The 18,648-nt window shown below is 62.1% G+C and carries 18 protein-coding genes and 1 tRNA gene; 16 read left to right on the forward strand and 3 right to left on the reverse strand.

Annotated elements, in window-relative coordinates:
• Positions 1–57 precede the first annotated feature (57 nt).
• The 9 genes from EI983_RS08615 to EI983_RS08655 all read left to right on the forward strand — a co-directional run bounded on the left by EI983_RS08615 (position 58) and on the right by EI983_RS08655 (position 10,131).
• On the forward strand, positions 58–1,284 hold the full coding sequence (locus EI983_RS08615; protein WP_246162352.1) for an aminotransferase class V-fold PLP-dependent enzyme: 1,227 nt from the start codon (positions 58–60) through the stop codon (positions 1,282–1,284).
• Between the two features lie 93 nt (positions 1,285–1,377).
• Positions 1,378–2,796, forward strand: a complete 1,419-nt coding sequence (locus EI983_RS08620) for a cryptochrome/photolyase family protein (protein WP_157706966.1) — start codon at positions 1,378–1,380, stop codon at positions 2,794–2,796.
• Between the two features lie 75 nt (positions 2,797–2,871).
• Entirely contained in the window at positions 2,872–4,080 is a 1,209-nt protein-coding gene (locus tag EI983_RS08625) for an SAM-dependent methyltransferase (RefSeq protein WP_157706967.1), read from the forward strand.
• Positions 4,080–4,538: a TrgA family protein gene (locus tag EI983_RS08630; protein ID WP_157706968.1), complete on the forward strand. Its 459-nt coding sequence runs from the start codon at positions 4,080–4,082 to the stop codon at positions 4,536–4,538. Before EI983_RS08625 ends, EI983_RS08630 begins: the two co-directional genes overlap by 1 nt.
• Before the next feature lie 4 nt (positions 4,539–4,542).
• Positions 4,543–5,649 carry an NUDIX domain-containing protein gene (locus EI983_RS19320; protein WP_246162353.1) on the forward strand — a complete coding sequence of 369 codons (1,107 nt, stop codon included), beginning with the start codon at positions 4,543–4,545 and terminating at the stop codon, positions 5,647–5,649.
• 63 nt (positions 5,650–5,712) lie between these two features.
• Entirely contained in the window at positions 5,713–6,744 is a 1,032-nt protein-coding gene (locus EI983_RS08640; RefSeq protein ID WP_157706969.1) for a cysteine synthase A, read from the forward strand.
• Positions 6,741–9,203: a DUF3772 domain-containing protein gene (locus tag EI983_RS08645; RefSeq protein WP_157706970.1), complete on the forward strand. Its 2,463-nt coding sequence runs from the start codon at positions 6,741–6,743 to the stop codon at positions 9,201–9,203. Before EI983_RS08640 ends, EI983_RS08645 begins: the two co-directional genes overlap by 4 nt.
• Complete coding sequence (locus EI983_RS08650) at positions 9,200–9,922, forward strand: alanyl-tRNA editing protein (RefSeq protein WP_157706971.1); 723 nt, start codon at positions 9,200–9,202, stop codon at positions 9,920–9,922. Before EI983_RS08645 ends, EI983_RS08650 begins: the two co-directional genes overlap by 4 nt.
• 119 nt (positions 9,923–10,041) lie before the next feature.
• Positions 10,042–10,131: transfer RNA gene (locus EI983_RS08655), tRNA-Ser, on the forward strand.
• A gap of 291 nt (positions 10,132–10,422) precedes the next feature.
• On the opposite strand, the gene EI983_RS08660 is transcribed toward EI983_RS08655, so the two are convergent.
• On the reverse strand, positions 10,423–10,923 hold the full coding sequence (locus EI983_RS08660; RefSeq protein ID WP_246162398.1) for an OST-HTH/LOTUS domain-containing protein: 501 nt from the start codon (positions 10,921–10,923) through the stop codon (positions 10,423–10,425).
• An 8-nt stretch (positions 10,924–10,931) separates the two neighbouring features.
• The gene (locus tag EI983_RS19325) at positions 10,932–11,282 is read right to left on the reverse strand and encodes a hypothetical protein (protein ID WP_246162354.1); all 351 of its coding nucleotides are present in this window, start codon (positions 11,280–11,282) and stop codon (positions 10,932–10,934) included.
• Positions 11,283–11,858: 576 nt separating this feature from the next.
• Between EI983_RS19325 and EI983_RS08665 the strand changes: the two genes are divergently transcribed.
• The gene (locus EI983_RS08665) at positions 11,859–12,539 is read left to right on the forward strand and encodes a Crp/Fnr family transcriptional regulator (RefSeq protein ID WP_157706972.1); all 681 of its coding nucleotides are present in this window, start codon (positions 11,859–11,861) and stop codon (positions 12,537–12,539) included.
• A gap of 154 nt (positions 12,540–12,693) precedes the next feature.
• Here the strand turns inward: EI983_RS08665 and EI983_RS08670 are convergent, their stop codons facing one another.
• Entirely contained in the window at positions 12,694–13,455 is a 762-nt protein-coding gene (locus EI983_RS08670) for an IclR family transcriptional regulator (protein WP_157706973.1), read from the reverse strand.
• A gap of 73 nt (positions 13,456–13,528) precedes the next feature.
• Here EI983_RS08670 and EI983_RS08675 point away from each other — a divergent pair, with 73 nt between their 5' ends.
• From EI983_RS08675 to EI983_RS08700, 6 genes are all read left to right on the forward strand, one after another.
• Positions 13,529–14,884 (forward strand): selenium-binding family protein, encoded by a 1,356-nt coding sequence (locus tag EI983_RS08675; RefSeq protein WP_157706974.1) that lies wholly within the window; start codon positions 13,529–13,531, stop codon positions 14,882–14,884.
• Positions 14,881–15,249 carry a 2Fe-2S iron-sulfur cluster-binding protein gene (locus EI983_RS08680; protein WP_157706975.1) on the forward strand — a complete coding sequence of 123 codons (369 nt, stop codon included), beginning with the start codon at positions 14,881–14,883 and terminating at the stop codon, positions 15,247–15,249. The genes EI983_RS08675 and EI983_RS08680 overlap by 4 nt, the downstream gene beginning before the upstream one ends.
• Positions 15,250–15,714 (forward strand): CoA-binding protein, encoded by a 465-nt coding sequence (locus tag EI983_RS08685; RefSeq protein ID WP_157706976.1) that lies wholly within the window; start codon positions 15,250–15,252, stop codon positions 15,712–15,714. It begins immediately after the preceding gene.
• A gap of 116 nt (positions 15,715–15,830) precedes the next feature.
• A complete protein-coding gene (locus tag EI983_RS08690) occupies positions 15,831–16,220 on the forward strand; it encodes a rhodanese-like domain-containing protein (protein ID WP_157706977.1) in 390 nt (129 codons plus the stop codon).
• Between the two features lie 15 nt (positions 16,221–16,235).
• On the forward strand, positions 16,236–17,120 hold the full coding sequence (locus tag EI983_RS08695) for an MBL fold metallo-hydrolase (RefSeq protein WP_157706978.1): 885 nt from the start codon (positions 16,236–16,238) through the stop codon (positions 17,118–17,120).
• Between the two features lie 279 nt (positions 17,121–17,399).
• Positions 17,400–18,335 carry a glycosyltransferase family 2 protein gene (locus EI983_RS08700; RefSeq protein WP_246162355.1) on the forward strand — a complete coding sequence of 312 codons (936 nt, stop codon included), beginning with the start codon at positions 17,400–17,402 and terminating at the stop codon, positions 18,333–18,335.
• Positions 18,336–18,648: the final 313 nt, after the last annotated feature.

Consider the following 18,648-nt stretch of genomic DNA (forward strand, 5'->3'; position numbering starts at 1 on the left):
CTGTCTTGTCGGCTGCGCATCCCGCCCCAAACCCGCTTGTCCGAAGGAATACCCGACATGACCCGCATGCTTGACCCGGCCTTTGTGCGTGCCCAGTTTCCCGCTTTCGAGGAGGCGTCGCTGAAGGGGCAGGCGTTCTTTGAGAACGCCGGCGGCTCGTATACCTGCCGACCGGTGATCGAGCGGCTGACGCGGTTTTATACCGAGCGCAAGGTGCAGCCCTATGCGCCCTACGCGGCCTCGAAGCTGGGCGGCGAGGAGATGGACGAGGCCCGCACCCGGTTGGCCGCCATGCTGGGCGTCGGAGAGGATGAGCTGAGCTTCGGGCCCTCCACGACGCAGAACACCTATGTCCTGGCGCAGGCCTTCCGGCAATGGATGCGCGAGGGCGAGGCGATCGTTGTCACCAATCAGGACCACGAGGCCAATTCCGGCCCGTGGCGGCGGCTGGCCGAGGAGGGCATCGAGGTCCGTGAATGGACGGTGGACCCCGAGACCGGCCATTTGCCGCTGGAGGGGCTGGAGGCGCTGCTGGACGAGAAGGTGCGGTTGGTCTGTTTTCCGCATTGTTCGAACATCGTGGGCGAGATCAACCCGGTGGTCGAGATCACTGCGCGGGCCCATGCGGCGGGCGCCTTCGTCTGTGTTGACGGGGTGTCCTACGCGCCGCACGGATTTCCGAATGTCGGCCATATGGGGCCGGATATCTACCTGTTTTCCAGCTACAAGACCTATGGCCCGCATCAGGGCGTCATGGTGATGCGGCGCGAGCTGGCGCAGCTTCTGCCCAATCAGGGGCATTGGTTCAACGCCGGATCGCTGATCAAGAAATTCACGCCCGCGGGGCCGGATCACGCGCAGGTGGCGGCCTGTGCGGGCATGGCGGATTACATTGACGCGCTGGCCGCGCATCACGGGATCACTGGTGCGCCGTCGGACCGCTGCACGGGGGTGCATGACCTGATGCGCGCGCATGAAACGGCGCTTTTGCAGCCGTTGCTAGACGATCTGAAGGCGCGCAATTCGGTCCGTCTGATCGGCCCGTCGGAGGCCACGCGCAAAGCGCCGACCGTCGCGGTCGAACTGCCCGGACCGGGCGAGGCGGCGGCGGCGGAGCTGGCACGGCATGGCATCATGACGGGGGGCGGGGATTTTTACGGCTCGCGCCCGTTGCAGGCGATGGGGGTGGATCTGGAGAAGGGCGTGCTGCGCTTGAGCTTCGTGCATTACACCACCGAAGAAGAGATCGACCAGCTGCGCGAGGCGCTCGACGTGGTGCTCTAGGCCGCGAACGGCCCGCAAAAGAAATCCGCGTGAAAAGTCGCCTTTTTCGCGCGGCGGATTATGTCCTCCGCAAAACACGACATCGAGGGACAAATGACAACCGCTCCAACACTTCTCTGGCTTCGCCGGGATTTGCGCCTGAGTGACAATGCCGCCCTGTGCGGAGCGATCGCGGCGGGGGGGCCGGTGATCCCCGTCTTCATTCATGATGACAGCGTTGCAACGCTGGGGGCGGCGGCCCGGTGGCGGCTTGGCCTGTCGCTGGCGGATCTCGGGGCGCGACTGCGCGCGATGGGGTCGCGGCTGATCCTGCGGCGCGGAGCGGCCGAGCAGGTGCTGGAGACGCTGATCGAAGAGACCGGGGCAGGGGCAGTGCATTGGACGCGCCTTTACGAGCCGCAGGCGATCGTGCGCGACAAGCGGATCAAGACCCGGCTGAAAGAGCTGGATGTGCACGCCGAGAGCCATGCCGGCCATGTTTTGTTCGAGCCCTGGACGGTGGAGACCAAATCAGGCGGGTTCTACCGCGTCTATTCGCCCATGTGGCGCGCGGTGAAGGATCGCGAGGTGCCCGACGCCCTGCCTGCCCCCGGAAAAATCCCGGCGCCGGAGAGCTGGCCCCAAAGCGATGCCCTGGAGGCGTGGCAGCTTGGTCAGGCGATGCAGCGCGGGGCCGAGGTGTGCGCGGCCCATCAGACCGTGGGCGAGGAGGCGGCGCAGGGCCGGTTGGGCTGGTTCATGGGCCAGGCGGTGGAAGACTACAAGGACGCGCGTGACCGGCCGGCCGTCCGGGGCACATCGGGCCTGTCGGAAAACCTGACCTATGGAGAGATTTCGGCGCGCCAGTGCTGGCATGCGGGGCAGCGGGCCATGGCGCGGGGCGCGGCCGGGGCCGAGCACTGGCTGAAGGAACTGGTCTGGCGCGAATTCGCCACGCATCTGATGTATCACACACCGCATATCCTGACCGATTGCTGGCGCGAGGAATGGGACAATTTCCCCTGGTCGGAGGATGCCGGTCATCCGCATGTCACCGCCTGGAAACAGGGCCGCACCGGCGTGCCCTTTGTCGATGCGGCGATGCGGCAGATGTATGTGACCGGCACGATGCACAACCGCGCGCGGATGATCGTGGCCTCCTACCTGACCAAGCATCTGATGGTGCACTGGCGCGTCGGGCAGGCGTGGTTTGACGACTGCCTGACGGATTGGGACGCGGCCTCAAACGCGATGGGCTGGCAATGGACCGCAGGCTCCGGGCCCGATGCCGCGCCCTATTTCCGCATTTTCAACCCGGTGACCCAGCTTGACAAGTTCGACCCCGAACATGCCTATCCGCGGGCCTGGATCGCCGAGGGGCAGAGGCGGCCGCCCGAGACGGCGCTGAGCTATTTCGAGGCGATCCCGAAAAGCTGGGGGTTGAGCCCGGATGACGCCTATCCCGCACAAATTGTCGATCTCTCCGAAGGGCGCGAGCGCGCGCTGGCGGCCTATCAGGCGCGGGAAAGCTAAGTGTTAACAAATCACTTGCCGCCGGGGGGGCGGCACCCTAGCCTTGTGCCCCATAAAGACGAGGGAGAGACAGGCATGATCCTGACCGACACCACCGGCCAGACCGACCTGCCGCGCTATTTTTCAAGTGTGTTCGCGACCGCGAAACATATCAGCACCGGGCGGCTCGATTTCGTGCTGCCCGATGGCCGCGTGTTCCGTGCCGAGGGGGCGCGTCCGGGGCCGGTGGGGGTGGTGGAGATTCACAACCCCGATTGCTTTTCCCGGCTGGTGCGCGAGGGCGATCTGGGCTTTTCGGATGCCTATCTGGAAGGCTGGTGGTCCACGCCCGACCTGCAGGCGCTGATGGATTTTGTGCATTACGACAATGAAGTGCTCTATGACGGCTTTCCCGGCATGGGTGTGGTGCGCTTTTACGAGCGGCTGCGGCACTGGCTGAACGGCAACAGCCGCCGTCAGGCGAAGAAGAATATCTCGTATCATTATGATCTGGGCAATGATTTCTACCGGCTGTGGCTGGATGAGACGATGACCTATTCATCGGCCCTGTTCGAAACCGGACAGGAAGATCTGGAACGCGCGCAGATCGCGAAATATGCCAGCATGGTCGATCAGATGGGGGTTGAGCCCGGCGATCATGTGCTGGAGATCGGATGCGGCTGGGGCGGGTTCGCCGAATATGCCGCAAAAGAGCGCGGGCTGCATGTGACCGGCCTGACCATCAGTGAAGAGCAGTTGAAGTATGCCCGACAACGGATTGAAAACGCAGGTCTATCCGACAAGGTAGAGCTGAAGCTTCAGGATTATCGCGATGAGCGCGGCACCTATGACGGCATTGCCTCCATCGAGATGTTCGAGGCGGTGGGCGAGAAATACTGGCCGGTCTATTTCGACACGGTGCGCGAGCGGCTGAACCCGGGCCGTCGCGCGACATTGCAGATCATCACCGTGGAGGATCGCCGTTTCGAGGCCTATCGCAAGGGCGTGGATTTCATCCAGAAATATATCTTTCCGGGCGGCATGCTGCCCAGTCCGACGGTGCTGCGGCGCGAGGTGGAGCGGGCCGGGCTGCGCGTGGCGCGGTCGATCGAATTCGGAGACAGCTATTCGCAGACCCTGCGGCGCTGGCACGAGACGTTCAACGCCAAATGGGATCAGGTGGCGCAGCTGGGCTTTGACGAAAGGTTCCGGCGCATGTGGAATTTCTACCTGACCTCTTGCGCGAGCGCCTTCCAGTCCGGTAATTGCAATGTAGTCCAGATCACTGTTGCAAGGCCCGACTGATGCCATTGTCTGACAATATGCCCACCGCCGCCAAGCTGATTGGGGCGATCGGCCTTGCCGCCGTGGGGTGGTTTGCCTCCGAGGCGATCCGCCCGCTGATGCCGCCGCATACCGATTTCGGCTGGTTCAACCAGGTGAATGTGGCGCTGGGGCTGATTTGTGGCTGGCGGGTGCTGGGCAAGCGCGTCGGCGGCGGGTTCTCGGAAGCGATCAGCGCAGGGTTGACCGGCGCCGCGGCGCTGGTGTTCTGGGGGGTCTTTGTGCAGGCCTTCAACCAGATGCTCGATTTCGCGCTGGAAAAGAAATATGACGGCCCGTTCGAAGGGATCATCGGCGTGTTCAACCTGATGCTGGAATTTGGCGTCAACCTTCTGGATGCCAAGGTGATCGGGATCATCGTGATTGGCGGCCTGCTGACGGGGATCCTCGCGGACCGGGTGGCACGGCGATACGGCTGAGCGGGTGAGAGACGTCTTCCTTTATGGGTCGCTTGGCAGCGCGCGGGTGCTGGAACAGCTCTTTGGGCCGGTCCGCACCGAGGCGGCCACGCTTGGCGGGTATGAAACCCTCGCATTGAAAAACTCCGTGTTTCCGGTGGCAAACCCGTCTGAGGGGGGCGCGCTTGACGGGGTGCTGTTGCACGATCTGAGCCCGGCACAGGCCGATCGGCTGGCTTTTGTGCTGGACGTGGCGGGCGCGGCCCCGGTGCCGTGCGAGGTAGAGACCGCTGAGGGCAGGACCCTGACCGCCAAGACCGCTGTGCTGCCCCGCGCGGCGGAGCGGGCGGCGGCCGAGCCCGGCGCGGTGGACTGGAACCGGCTGACCGAGGCGGCGATCGGTGAGATCCTGAGCTATCACGGATGGCGTGCGCCGGAAGCGGTCAGAGCGGTGCTGATGATGATCATGGCGCGGGCGGCGGCGCATGTGGCGGCGGCGCATGGGACGGCGGCGGATTATCGCAGCAAGACACCGCATGAGGCGGTTGAGGTGGCCCAAATGGAGACGCCGCATCAGGGGTTTTTCCTGACCCGGTCATATGAGCTCCGCCATCCGCGGTTTGACGGCCGCATGAGCCCGCCCCTGAGGCGCGAGGTGTTCGTGGCGACCGATGCCAGCATCGTGCTGCCCTATGACCCCAGGCGCGACCGGGTGCTTCTGGTCGAGCAGTTTCGCATGGGGCCTTTCGGGCGGGGCGATGCCTATCCCTGGATGCTTGAGCCGGTGGCGGGGCGGGTCGATGCGGGCGAGACGCCCGAGACGACAGCGCACCGGGAATGCCAGGAGGAGGCGGGGCTTGCGCTCTATGGTCTGGAAAAGGTCAGCGCGCATTACTGCTCGCCCGGGGATTCAACAGAATATTTCCATGTCTTCATAGGCTTGTGCGATCTGCCGGAGGTCAGCCAGGGGCGCGGAGGGCTGGAGACCGAGCACGAGGATATCCGCACCCATATCCTGAGCTACGAGCAGGCGATGGGCCTGCTGGACAGCGGCGAGGCCGAGGCGGGACCGCTGGTTCTGGCGCTGCTGTGGCTGGCAAAAAGCCGGGACCGGCTGCGCGCCACCGCTTGAGTTATTGGCGGTGAGGGGATACGTCTTCTCGGACGCCGAACTCTGCAAGATCTGGGGGGAACCATGACAGCAGCACAAGACCTGGCCGCCGCGGTGGGCAATACACCCCTGATCCGGCTGCGCCGCGCCTCGGAAGAGACCGGCTGTGAGATTTATGGCAAATGCGAGTTTCTCAACCCGGGCCAGTCGGTCAAGGACCGTGCGGCGCTTTTTATCATCCGTGACGCGATGGCGCGCGGGGCGCTGAAGCCCGGCGGCACGATCGTCGAGGGCACCGCCGGCAATACCGGGATCGGCCTTGCGCTGGTGGGGGCGTCGCTGGGGTTCAAGACGGTGATCGTCATCCCCGAAACGCAAAGCCAGGAGAAAAAGGATATGCTGCGCCTCGCGGGGGCGGACCTGGTGCAGGTGCCTGCCGCGCCCTATGCAAATCCGAACAATTTTGTGCATTATTCCGAGAGGTTGGCGGAAAAACTTGCACAAAGCGAACCAAATGGTGTGGTCTGGGCCAACCAGTTCGACAATGTGGCGAACCGGCAGGCGCATGTCGAGACCACGGGGCCGGAGATCTGGGAACAGACCGATGGCAAGGTGGACGGGTTCATCTGCGCCTGCGGATCGGGTGGCACGCTGGCCGGTGTGGCCGAGGCGCTTCAGCCGAAGGGCGTGAAGATCGGCCTCGCGGACCCGATGGGCGCCAAGCTCTATAGCTATTATACGACCGGTGAACTGGAGGCTGAGGGCAGCTCGATCGCCGAAGGGATCGGGCAGGTGCGCATCACCAAGAACCTCGAAGGGTTCAAGCCCGATTTTGCCTATCAGATCGAGGATGCCGAGGCGCTGCCCATCGTGTTCGACCTGCTGGCCGAAGAGGGGCTGTGCCTTGGGGCCTCGTCGGGGGTGAATATCGCCGGGGCCAAACGCCTGGCGCGCGACCTGGGCCCGGGACACACCATCGTCACCGTGCTGTGCGATTACGGCACACGGTATCAGTCGAAATTGTTCAACCCTGAGTTTTTGAAAGAAAAAGGGTTGCCGACGCCAGCCTGGCTGGATCAGGCACCCCGGTCCATACCCGGAGTATTTGTCGAGTGAAACGTCTATTGAGACCGCTGGCCCTGCTCTTGCTGTTGAGCTTCGGCGCGGCCCTGTTCACGCCCGCAGCACAGCTGTCGGCACAGCCGGTGGCCGCGATCCCGGATTACGAGGACTGGCAGCGCACCGCCGCGCGCGCCGATGAGGCGATCGAGGCCAGCCGTGCCAGCACGCCCGCGCTTGAGGCGCTGCGGCAGCAACTGGTGAACTGGCGCGAGCAATTCGTCGAAGCGCAGGGCATCAACGCCAACGCGATTTCCACGGTGCAGAGCCAGCTTGATGCGCTTGGCCCGGTGCCGGAAAATGGCGAAGAGCCCGCGACGGTCGCCAGTCAGCGCGCCGATCTGAATGCACGGCTGGCAGAGTTGCAGGAGCCGGCCAAGACGGCGGAACTGGCGCAGAACCGCGCCGACGGGCTGATCCGGGGGATCGACAATATCATCCGGGACCGGCAGGCCGATGAGCTTCTTGAATTCGGGCCATCGCCGGTCAATCCGGTGAACTGGGCCGCCGGTCTTTCGGCGGTCAGCGGGACGGCGGCGCATGTGCGCGGTGAGTTCAAGAATGCATGGAACAATTCCGTACAGAGGGCCGAGGCGCAGGAGGATTTGCCGGCGGTGATCCTGCTGGCGGGGATCGGTCTTTTGCTGATCATCCGCGGGCGGCGCTGGAGCCGCAGGCTGAGCAACTGGGTGCTGACCGAGCAGCCGGGCGCCGGGCGCTGGATCGGGGGCTTCGCGCTGTCGCTGGGGTCGGTTCTGCTGCCCTTTGCCGGGGTGGTGATGCTGACCGAAAGCGCCTTTGCCACCAATCTCATCGGGCTGCGCAGCGAGCAGATGATCAGCGGCGTCCTGGGGCCGGTCTTTGTCTATCTGCTGGCGCGTTGGCTGGCGATGCGCATCTTCCCGGCGCGCGAGGCGCGCACCTTGCCGCTTACGCTTGAACCGGCGCAAAGGCAGGCGGGCCGTTTCTATGGTGCCTCGCTCGGGGCCGTGGCCGGGGCGTATTTCTTTGTGTCGGATCTGTCGGGCTTTGCCAACTGGACCGAAACCGCCACCAACGTGGTGCTTTTCCCGTTCATCGCCGTGGCGGGGCTGATGCTGCTGCGCCTGGCGCGGCTGTTGCAACTGCATTGCAAGAACGCGGTCAGCGAGGATGGCGAGGAAAGCTATCGCAATTCGATCACGCGGTTCCTGGCGCTGGCCATGGCGGTGCTTGGGGTCGTGTCGCCGGTGCTGGCGGCGGTGGGGTATTTCAAGCTGGCCCATTTCCTGATGTTCCCGTCGCTGCTGTCCCTGCAACTGATGGCGGTGCTGCTGGTGCTGCAGCGGGTGGTGGTCGAGGTTTACGTGCTGGTGACGGGCAACCGGGAGGGAGCGACGGATTCGCTCGTTCCGGTTGTCATCGGGCTGATCATGGTGCTCTTGTCGCTGCCCTTTTTCGCGATGGCCTGGGGGGTGCGGCCGAGCCAGCTTCTGGATCTGTGGACGCGGTTCACCGAAGGGGTCAATCTGGGCGGCGTGCGGATTTCGCCGACGGTGTTCCTGACCTTCGCGATCGTCTTTGCCATCGGCTATATCGCCACGCGGCTTTTGCAGGGGACGCTCAAGAACACGATCCTGCCCAAGACCAGGATCGACCAGGGCGGACGCAATGCCATCGTGGCCGGTGTGGGCTATGTCGGGATCTTTCTGGCGGCGGTCGTGGCGATCACCTCGGCGGGGGTCGATCTCAGCTCGATCGCGATTGTCGCCGGGGCGCTGTCGGTCGGCATCGGCTTTGGCCTGCGCACCATTGTGGAGAACTTCGTCTCGGGTATCATCCTGCTGATCGAGCGGCCCATTTCCGAGGGCGACTGGATCGAGGTGGGCGGCGTGCATGGCACGGTGCGCGATATTTCGGTGCGCTCCACCCGGATCGAGACCTTTGACCGCTCTGACGTGATCCTGCCCAATGCCGATCTGGTGGCGGGCCGGGTGACCAACTACACCCGTTTCAACACCGTTGGCCGGGCCGTGATTCCGGTGGGGGTCGCCTATGGCACCGATACCAAGAAGGTCGAAAGTATCCTGATGGAAATCGCGGAGGCGCATCCGATGGTGCTGGCTAATCCCGGGCCGTCGGTTGTGTTCAAGAATTTCGGAGCGGACAGCCTGGATTTCGAGATCAGGGCGATCCTGCGCGATGTGAACTGGGTGCTGAGCGTGACCTCGGACATCAATCACGAGATTGCTCGCCGCTTTGCCGAGGAGGGGGTCGAGATCCCCTTCGCGCAGCGCGACATCTGGATCCGCAACCCCGAGGCGCTGACCGGCGAGGGCGCTGCCAAGGCGGCCCCCGCGGCGCCCGCCGCCGAGCCGGTTCAGGAACCGCCCAAGGATACCGCCTTGCCCGGTGAGGGCGACATGCCCGAAAGCGACGGGGAGGATGCAGGCGGCGGGGAAGGCGACAGCCGATGACCACGGTGCCGCTTTTTCGCGAGGATGCCTATCTCAGCGAGGCCCCGGCGGAGGTTGTAGCCCACACGCCCGAGGGCGGGATCGTGCTGGATGCGTCGATCTTTTATCCGACCGGGGGCGGGCAACCCGGCGATTCCGGGCGGATCCGCTGGCAGGGCGGGGCGGTCAATGTGGCCACGACCGTGAAGGCCGAGGCCGACGATATCGCGCTGGTGCCCTCAGAGCCGCAGGCGCTGCCCGCGATCGGCACGCAAGTGGTGCAAGAGCTCGACTGGGCGCGCCGGCACCGGCATATGCGCCTGCACACGGCGCTGCATCTTCTGTCTGTCGTGATCCCCTTGCCGGTGACGGGCGGGGCCATCGGCACCGAGAAGGGGCGGCTCGATTTTGACATGCCGGAGGCCCCCGAAGACCGCGAGGCGCTGGAACGCGAGCTGAACGCGCTGATAGACCGGGATCTGAAAGTGTCACAGGACTGGATCAGCGATGAGGCGCTGCGCGCGCAGCCCGAGCTTGTGAAGACCATGTCGGTCGCCCCTCCGATGGGGGCCGGGCGGGTGCGTCTGGTGCGGATCGGAGAGGGGCGCGGGCAGGTCGATCTGCAGCCCTGCGGCGGCACCCATGTGGCGCGCACCGCCGAGATCGGCCGGGTGCGCCTGGGCAAGATCGAGAAGAAGGGCCGTCAGAACCGGCGGGTCTATCTGCATCTTGACGACTGACCAAGCCGCACGGGCAGGGGGCGGATAAGAGGGCAGGCGGACAGGCTTTTTTTCGACCTGCACGCCAGGGCCAATTTCCCCCTTGCACCGCCCCCTCGGCCTTCATTATACCCGGCGGCGGACAGGTGGCCGAGTGGTCGAAGGCGCGCGCCTGGAAAGTGCGTAGGCGGGAAACCGTCTCGAGGGTTCGAATCCCTTCCTGTCCGCCACAACATAAGTCATTGATATTAAACGATTTTACACCTCACGTATTGTGGCGTGTTTTCCGCGACTTGTGCGGGGCGTTGGCCTCTAGAGACTTGAATTCACAGGCGAAATAGCCGCCCGAAACGGCCCGAGTCTCTGTTTGGCATTTGGCGCGATACGGTTTTCGGCGCCCGCTTCCGGCGCTGGACTTGACTTTCGGTTGAATGAAAGCTGATGGCCACCGAATTCCCAGGCAGCCCGCGGACCCAGCCAGCCTCGTATGGCATAAGATGCAGCCTGCCTGCAGACTGGCCTCAACTTGGGTTCGCATGGCGTTTTTTATCCCGATACCGAGCAACGCGAAGTGCGCCGACTTCAAAGTATCGTAGTTCGAAGAAACGGGATTCATGCACGACCTGCCGCCAACTGCTGCATCCATATTTCTCGGGCCGTTGTTCTGGATACCGCTCCGCAATCCACCTGTCAGCCTCCGCGACGCTCGTCCAACCCTCGACGGCCAACACTCCAGAGGCTTCCTGCAGCGCGCGCACAATGCCTGCGTCGGGCCAGAACACTTTGCCATCCGGGTGAATGCCGTTCACCACGAGGTCGTGGAATGCATCTGATTGGACGACCCCCGCGAGCGCCCGACGAGCGTCATGCATGCCTTTGGCCCATGCCCGGAGTTCTTCGAAATGCTGGTCAATCCGGGTGTAGGCTTCGATCAAGGCATCGCGGCCGCCACGGCATCCGTCCAGGGTTCCGATGTCGTGCTGGTCAATGAAATGATGGACCAGGTTGTTCCGCAGAAGCACCAATTCCCTCAGCTCATTCTCAGTCCGAAATCCGCGTCCGATAGTTGCAGCCGACTGCCGATTGAGATGTGGCCATTAGAGGTATCGGTTGAGGTCGGTATCGGAGTGTCGACCTCATTGGGAACAACATACGATCCCAGGAGTTCGCTGACTATGGTTCCGAGCGTCTTGCCGGCGGTGGCGGTCATGCGCGCGGCCCTCACTTCCTCCAAGGCATGAGGCGGCCCTGAGATTTCGTAGTTCGCCATAATAGCTTTGATCAGACGTTCGTACTGTTGTAGCCGCAGCAAACATCGACCCAGTAATCGCTGGACCTCACGCTGAAGCGCCTGCAGTGCTTCGTCAGAATTTGCCGTCATGCCGAAATCTAGCTCCGTTTTCTTGCGTCAACCATATAATGACCCGGGACACTGTACAGGCTGGTTTATTGCCGCCGTGTCGGGAGGGAACGACTGAGGCGCTACTCGGCGACACGATAAGAAAGGCGGTGTCACGGCGCCAAGTCGGCCATTGCGTTCATCGTAAAGGCGAGCGCCAGGGAGCTGAAAAGTTATGCAAAATCAACAGTCTACCCTAATTTCCACGCTGAAATTATGACGTGTTTTCCGGGGGTTACAGAAAGGAACATATCTCTGGTTCGAATCCAGAGCGCTCCGCCACCCACCCCTATCTTGGTCATGTCAGATTAACTTGGCCTGAGCCGGGCAGGGCGCTTGCCGTGCCTCTGGCCATGACCATGCGATGATCTGCAGGCGTGCGGTCGCCGGCTCAACAACTGCGTTGAGACTTCACACCTGCCGTGCCCGGCATGATCATCGAAGATCAAGCTCGGACTTGGAATGACATATCCACGGGTGATCCTTGACGAGGGCGCATTGTGATGTCGCCCCATCCGCTCTAGCATGCGCAACAGATAGCATATCGACAGGGACGGAATGGAAGACTTGCATTTTGCCGACTACCTGGTGTTCGCGGGTGCCGGGATGTTCGTTCTAGGTTATCTTATCATCAACCAGGTGATACTGCGGATCATGCTGCTTGTGGGGACCCTGTTGTACATCTGGTACTACGGGGTGGTGGATGATACCCCGCTTTGGTCGGCGATCTGGGCGAGCACTGCGACAGGAACCGCGAATATTTTGGGGTTGCTCAACCTGTTCTACAGCAGGTCGGCACTGGCCATCCCGCACGGCTTTCAGGATATCTATGAGCGCTTTGACAACCTGCCGCCGGGAGACTTCGCAAAACTGATGCGCGCATCGGAACGCGTCCATCGACCGGATGGTCATCGTCTGGTTACGGAAGGCGCGCAGGTTGCCACACTTTACTACATTCTCGAGGGGAATGCGCAGATCACAAAGGGCCTTAACAGCTTTGAAATCGCAGAGGACACGTTTGTGGGCGAGATCGGCTATCTGACTGGCAATCCTGCTTCGGCGACCGCCGAACTGGCACAGGACAGCGTCCTGCTCGAATGGGATGTGGCAAAACTTCGCAAACGCGCCCGGCGCGATCCGCGTTTCAAACTGGCTCTGGAGGCGCTTATCTCGCTTGATCTGGCTGAAAAAGTCACGCGGTCAGTGCGCGCCCACCCACAAGAGCCACCGGTGCTTTGAAAACTGCAGCAATGTCATCTTAAAGTGGCGCGGACTGGGTTTGCGCATTCAGCGGCAAACCGAGACTGGTACGAAGTCGCCTGACGGTAGTAGTGAGACCAGCTCGACCCGGTCTGACATCGCCAGTTGCCCGGCGTGCCTCCGTCTCGGCCGATTATGCGGATTTGGAGGGGCGCGGGACGCTGTCCCAGTTTAGGCTGGCTGCAATGTCTTGTGCGATCCGCACCATCGCCACACCGATTTTGGCGCGGAACGCGGGCGAGAAAACGCGGGTCGATCCTGTTGCGCCGATCGACAGGGTCGCGCCCGGTCCGTCATGGCTTAGCGGGGCGGCCACCGAACACATGCCGCGCTCTATCTCTTCGACGCATTCGGCATAGCCGCGCTGTCGGATGAGAGCGAGTTCGGCCGTGACATCCTCAAGGCGCGTCAGGGTGAATTCGGTGTAGGATTTCAACTGCCCTTCGAGGTGTTTCGACAGCAGCAGATCGGGCGAAAACGCGACAATCGCCTTTGAGCAGGAGCACGCATGCAGCGGGCGTTTGCCCAGGCCGGGATGGAGAAAGGACACGCCGTTACCGGGCGTTTCCACATGGATGATCTCCACGGCGCGTCCGCGCAGCCGGGACAGGAAAAACGCCGCGCCATAAGTGGCCGCCGATTGCCGGAGGCTGGGGGCGACACGTTCGATGAGCGAGTGGTCCGACTGGTCTGCCCGGACAATCCGTTTCAGGCGCGTGCCGACCGCGAAGCGCCCGCGCGCCACCGGCTCCAGCAATCCTGCGTTCACCAGATCCTGCACCAGGCGATACGCCGTCGCCTTGGGCAGCTCCGAATGGGCGCAGATATCGGTCACGGTCGCCTCGCCCCTCTGTCCGACGATTTCAAGGATCAGCGTCAGGCGTTCCAGATGCATGTTTTTCTCATTTCGTAATAAGTCATTTTTCGTTATACGGGAATTAATCAAGAATCAAGGGAGGACGCGGACGATGGACGGAGCATGTTGCGGACCGGGTTACGCAAGCCCGCAGGAGGCCATCAGGGCACCGAGGGAGAAACTGCTTTACACGATTGCCATCTACACGGGGACCGGGATCCAGAAACCGGATTACCTGGCCACGGTGGATGCAGACCCTGACAGCCCGACCTATTCCCAGGTCATTCACCGGCTGGAAATGCCGGGGATCGGGGACGAGCTGCACCATATGGGGTGGAATGCGTGTTCGTCCTGTCATGACGACAGTTCGATGTCGCGCAAATACCTTCTGGTGCCGGGCGTGCGGTCGAACAACATTCATGTCGTGGACACCGCAACCGATCCGCGCGCGCCGCGCCTGCACAAGATCATCGACGGCGCCGAGATCAAGGCCAAGGCCAATCTGAGTGGTCCTCATACCGTACATTGCCTTGGCTCCGAGATTATCATTTCGTTCCTTGGAGACGCTCAGGGCGAGGCGCCGGGCGGCTATCTGCATCTCAACAAGGATTTCGAGATTGTCGGCCGGTGGGAAGAAACCATGGGCGATATCCCCTTCGGCTATGATTTCTGGTACCAGCCGCGTCACAATGTGATGATCAGTTCGGAATGGGCGGCCCCCAACACCTTCATGCCGGGCTTCGATCTGGAAGAGGTGGGGCACCTGAAATACGGCCGCCGCCTGCATATCTGGGATTTCGAGAAACGCAGGCCGATCGAGAGCATGTATCTGGGAGAGGATGGCCTTATCCCGCTTGAGGTGAAGTTCCTGCACGATCCCGACAGCACGCATGGTTTCTGCGGGGCCGCGCTGAGCACCAACGTCATCCATTTCTGGAAATCGGACGCCGGAAAATGGGAATGGGAAAAGGTGATCGATGTCGAGAACGAACCGCACCCCGAATGGCCGATCCCGGTGCCGGGCGTGATGTCGGCCATTCTGGTGTCCATGGACGACAAGTATCTTTACCTGAACAACTGGCTGCATGGCGACATGCGCCAGTATGACATCACCGATCCGCACAATCCGAAACTGACCGGCCAGGTCTGGATGGGGGGGCTTCTGGGCAAGGCGCCCGAGGTCAACGGCGTCAAGGTCGCCGGCGGGCCGCAGATGTTCCAGCTCAGTCTTGATGGCAAGCGGCTCTATGTCACCACATCGCTGTTCTCGACATGGGACAACCAGTTCTATCCCGAGATCCGCACCCAGGGCGGGGTCATGGTGATGATCGACTGCGATGTCGAAAACGGCGGCATGAAGATCAACGAGGATTTCATCGTCGATTTCGGGAAAGAGCCGAACGGCCCCAGCCGTTGCCACGAAACGCGCTATCCCGGTGGCGATTGTACGAGCGACATCTGGCTGTGACCGAGGTCAGGACCATAACCCTCGCCAATCGCGACGGCGCGACCTATGTCGTCGAGGCGCGTCGGCCGCTGCTGGACACGTTGCGAGAGCAGGGGGTCGATCTGCCCTATGGCTGCAAATACGGCGGGTGCATCACCTGTGCGGCCAAACTGACAGATGGCGAGATCGACCAGCGCCGGCAGGTCGCGCTGAACAACCGCCAGATCGCGAACGGGTATGTTTTGCTTTGCGTGGCGCGGCCCAAGACCGACTGCACGCTGGAAATCGGCGTGGAGAGCCACGACAAACTGTACCGCAACCCGTTTCTTGACCCGCTGGAGCCGCATGAGCTGAAGGCGGATATCGCACAACCCAAGGAGCTGTAGATGCCCGACGCCGATATTGATCATCGCTATGACTATGCGCAGGACTACCTTTCTGACATCCTGCGCTCGGTCAAGACCATCGCCATGGTCGGGGCCAGTGCCGACAAGACCAAGTTCAGCTATGGTGTGCTGCGGGTTCTGCACGAAACCGGGTATGATATGATCCCGGTGAACCCCAATCCCAATGTGACCGAAATCCGCGGTATCCCTGTGTATCATTCCCTGAAGGACATTGACCGGCCCGTCGACATGGTCGAGGTGTTCCGGCCTAAGGAAGAGCTCTATGGGATCGCCGAACAGGCCATCGAGATCGGGGCCAAGGTGCTTTGGGGCCAGATCGGGGTATATGATGACCGCGCTGCGCGTCTTGCTGAAGAGGCGGGTTTGAAGGTCGTGATGGACCGCTGCCCCAAGATCGAGCTGTTCCGCCCGTTCTGGAAACCGCGGCTCGATCTGGCGATATGACAAACCCGGGCCCGTCCACACGGTCGGCCTGTGCCTGCGGCGCGGGCGGGACGGCGGACTGGCCCTTGAATGTTTTGCTCGGGTGGCTGGCCGCCATCCGCAACAGGAGGCAGACCATGCCACAAAAGATCACGAAGAGCTCCAAGGAGATCGTCAAGGCGGCGCTGGCGGCGACCCCTTCGATAAGCGCCGAAGACGCGCTTGCGCTGGTCGGGTCGCCCGATCATGTCTTTGTCGATCTGCGCGACGGAACCGAGCAGGCCAAGACCGGGATCATTCCGGGGGCTGTGGCCTCGTCGCGGGGGATGATGGAATTTCACATCGACCCGGAAAGCCCGGCCCACAAACCTGAATTGAATCAGGACAAGACCTATGTTTTCTATTGTGCATCGGGCGGGCGCTCGGCCATTGCGGCACAGGTGGCGATGGATATGGGGCTGACCCCGGTGCTGAACCTGGCCGGTGGTGTCGGCGCCTGGACAAAGGCCGGTGGCACGCTGGAATAGACCCTGGAGGACGTTATGGAGTTTCCTGCTCTGAACATGGCGGTGTCGCCCGAGGTCGAGGGTGTTTTCGACCCGGCGAGTAACACGATTTCCTATCTCGTCAGGGATCCCGGATCCGACGCCTGCGCGATCATCGACAGCGTGCTCGACATCGATTACGCAGCCGGGCGCATCACTTATGACAGCGCCGATCGTCTGATTGCGATGGTCGAGGCGCGCGGCCTCAGACTGGAATGGATCATCGAGACCCATGTCCACGCCGATCACCTGTCGGCCGCGCCCTATATCCAGCAGAAACTGGGCGGCAAGATCGGCGTCGGCGCGCGCATCGTCGAGGTGCAGGACACGTTCGGCAAGATCTTCAACGAGGGCACGGAGTTTCAGCGCGACGGCTCGCAGTTCGATGCGCTGTTCGAAGAGGGCGACACCTACACGATCGGCGGGATGACGGCGTTTGCAATCGCCACGCCGGGCCACACCCCGGCCTGCATGGTGCATGTGATCGGGGATGCCGCGTTTGCGGGTGATACGCTGTTCATGCCCGATGGCGGGTCGGCACGCGCCGATTTCCCCGGCGGGGATGCCGCGCAGCTTTACGATTCGATTCAGAAAGTGCTCTCGCTTCCTGACGAGATGCGCCTTTTCATCTGCCATGACTATGCGCCCGGCGGGCGGGCCATCGCCTGGGAAACGACCATTGGCGAACAAAAGGCCGACAATATCCATGTCGGCGGCGGCAAGACGCGCGACGAGTTCGTGCGCTTCCGCGAGGAGCGCGACGCGCAGCTTTCCATGCCCAAACTCATCATCCCGTCCCTGCAGGTGAACATGCGTGCGGGTCAAATTCCGCAGGATGACGAGGGCGTTCCAATGCTGAAAGTGCCCGTCAATCGCCTGTAAAGCCGCCCTGCCTGTCGGCGCGCGCATTTTCGAAGCGCGGCCTGGCGCCGAGACGCGAGGCCAGAATGTCTTGTGATGAGCAGTCTTCCGGCATGAGCCCCGGGGGCGTTCAGGTGCCGCCCGTGGCCCAAATTTTTCGCTCTTGCATGTGGTTTCTGAAAAACCGTTGGGCAGGACACACTTAAACAGATGTTTTTCTTTAAATTGAATACGCACGAAACCTTGCTATGAAGGATTAAGAACGTTTCAAATGAAGACAGGCAAGCGGGTTATCGGAAAGTGCTCGACTATAGCGATACCGTTGTTCTCGTGCCGTGCCTGAATGAAGAAGCGTCCGTTGCGAAGGTTGTCGAAGGGTTTCAAAACCATTTGCCCGGCTGCCGGATCGTCGTTTACGACAACAACTCCACCGACGATACTGTTGCGCTGGCCGCCGCAAGCGGGGCCGAGGTGCGGCATGAAAAGATGCGCGGCAAGGGGCATGTCGTGAGGCGCATGTTTCGCGATATTGATGCGCAAATCTACATCCTGACAGATGGTGACCTGACCTACGATCCGTCCAAAGCGCCTGCTATGATCGATCTGTTGCGCAAAGACGCCCTCGATGTGGTGATCGGCCGACGCATCGACGCGGGTGGAAAGGAATATCGCCGGGGGCATCGCTTTGGCAACAGAGCTTTGACCTCCACAATTTCGCGGTTATTCCGCAGCGAACTTTCGGACATGTTGTCAGGTTACAGGGTCATGTCCCGACGCTTTGTCAAAAGCTTTCCCGTTGAAGCCAAAGGCTTTGAGATTGAAACCGAACTGACGGTACATATGCTGCAGCTTTCCATCCCGTTTGCAGAAGTCGATACAGAGTATGGCGCTCGGCATGAGGATACTGAAAGCAAGCTGAGAACCTTTGTTGACGGCTTTCGGATTTTGCGGACGATCGCCGGTTTGACGATACTCGAACGTCCTACTCTCGTTTTTGGCGCGTCGGGTTTCGCGGCTTGCCTGGTTGCTTTGGCGATGTTCCTGCCGGTGCTGGCCGAGTTTCAGCAAACCGGACTGGTTGGGCGTCTGCCCACACTTGTCGTCTCCATTGTGCTTGGTTCGACCGGTCTGGTGTCGATATTCACCGGGCTCATTCTGTCCGGCATCACCCGAACACGCCGCGATATGAAAAGGCTCGCTTATCTTCGTCTGCCGCCGCCGGTGCCGTCAGAATGACATTGGCCTCCAGAGTTCGACAAGGGCGCTGCGCCACGGTGGGTGGCAGTGTCTTTCCTTTTGCGTGCATGTCGGGCCGGTGTCGCCTCGTGAGAGTGCCGATTGGCCACGGGGAAAGGAACGAAGGCATGGCAGGGCGCGCCGGAGGCGAAGGATTGCGCGGGATATCTGACCGGGTTGAATGAGCGAACGCGCCCCGATTCAGCGCTTGGCGGCGAACCCCCAGCCGTGGTCTATTGGCTGCGAAAACACAAAGTTAGCCGACCCGGTCAGCAAGAGCGAAGACGAGCCTAGGTCACACCGGATACTGTTC

The organism is Roseovarius faecimaris, from assembly GCF_009762325.1.
Classification (GTDB): Bacteria; Pseudomonadota; Alphaproteobacteria; order Rhodobacterales; family Rhodobacteraceae; genus Roseovarius; species Roseovarius faecimaris.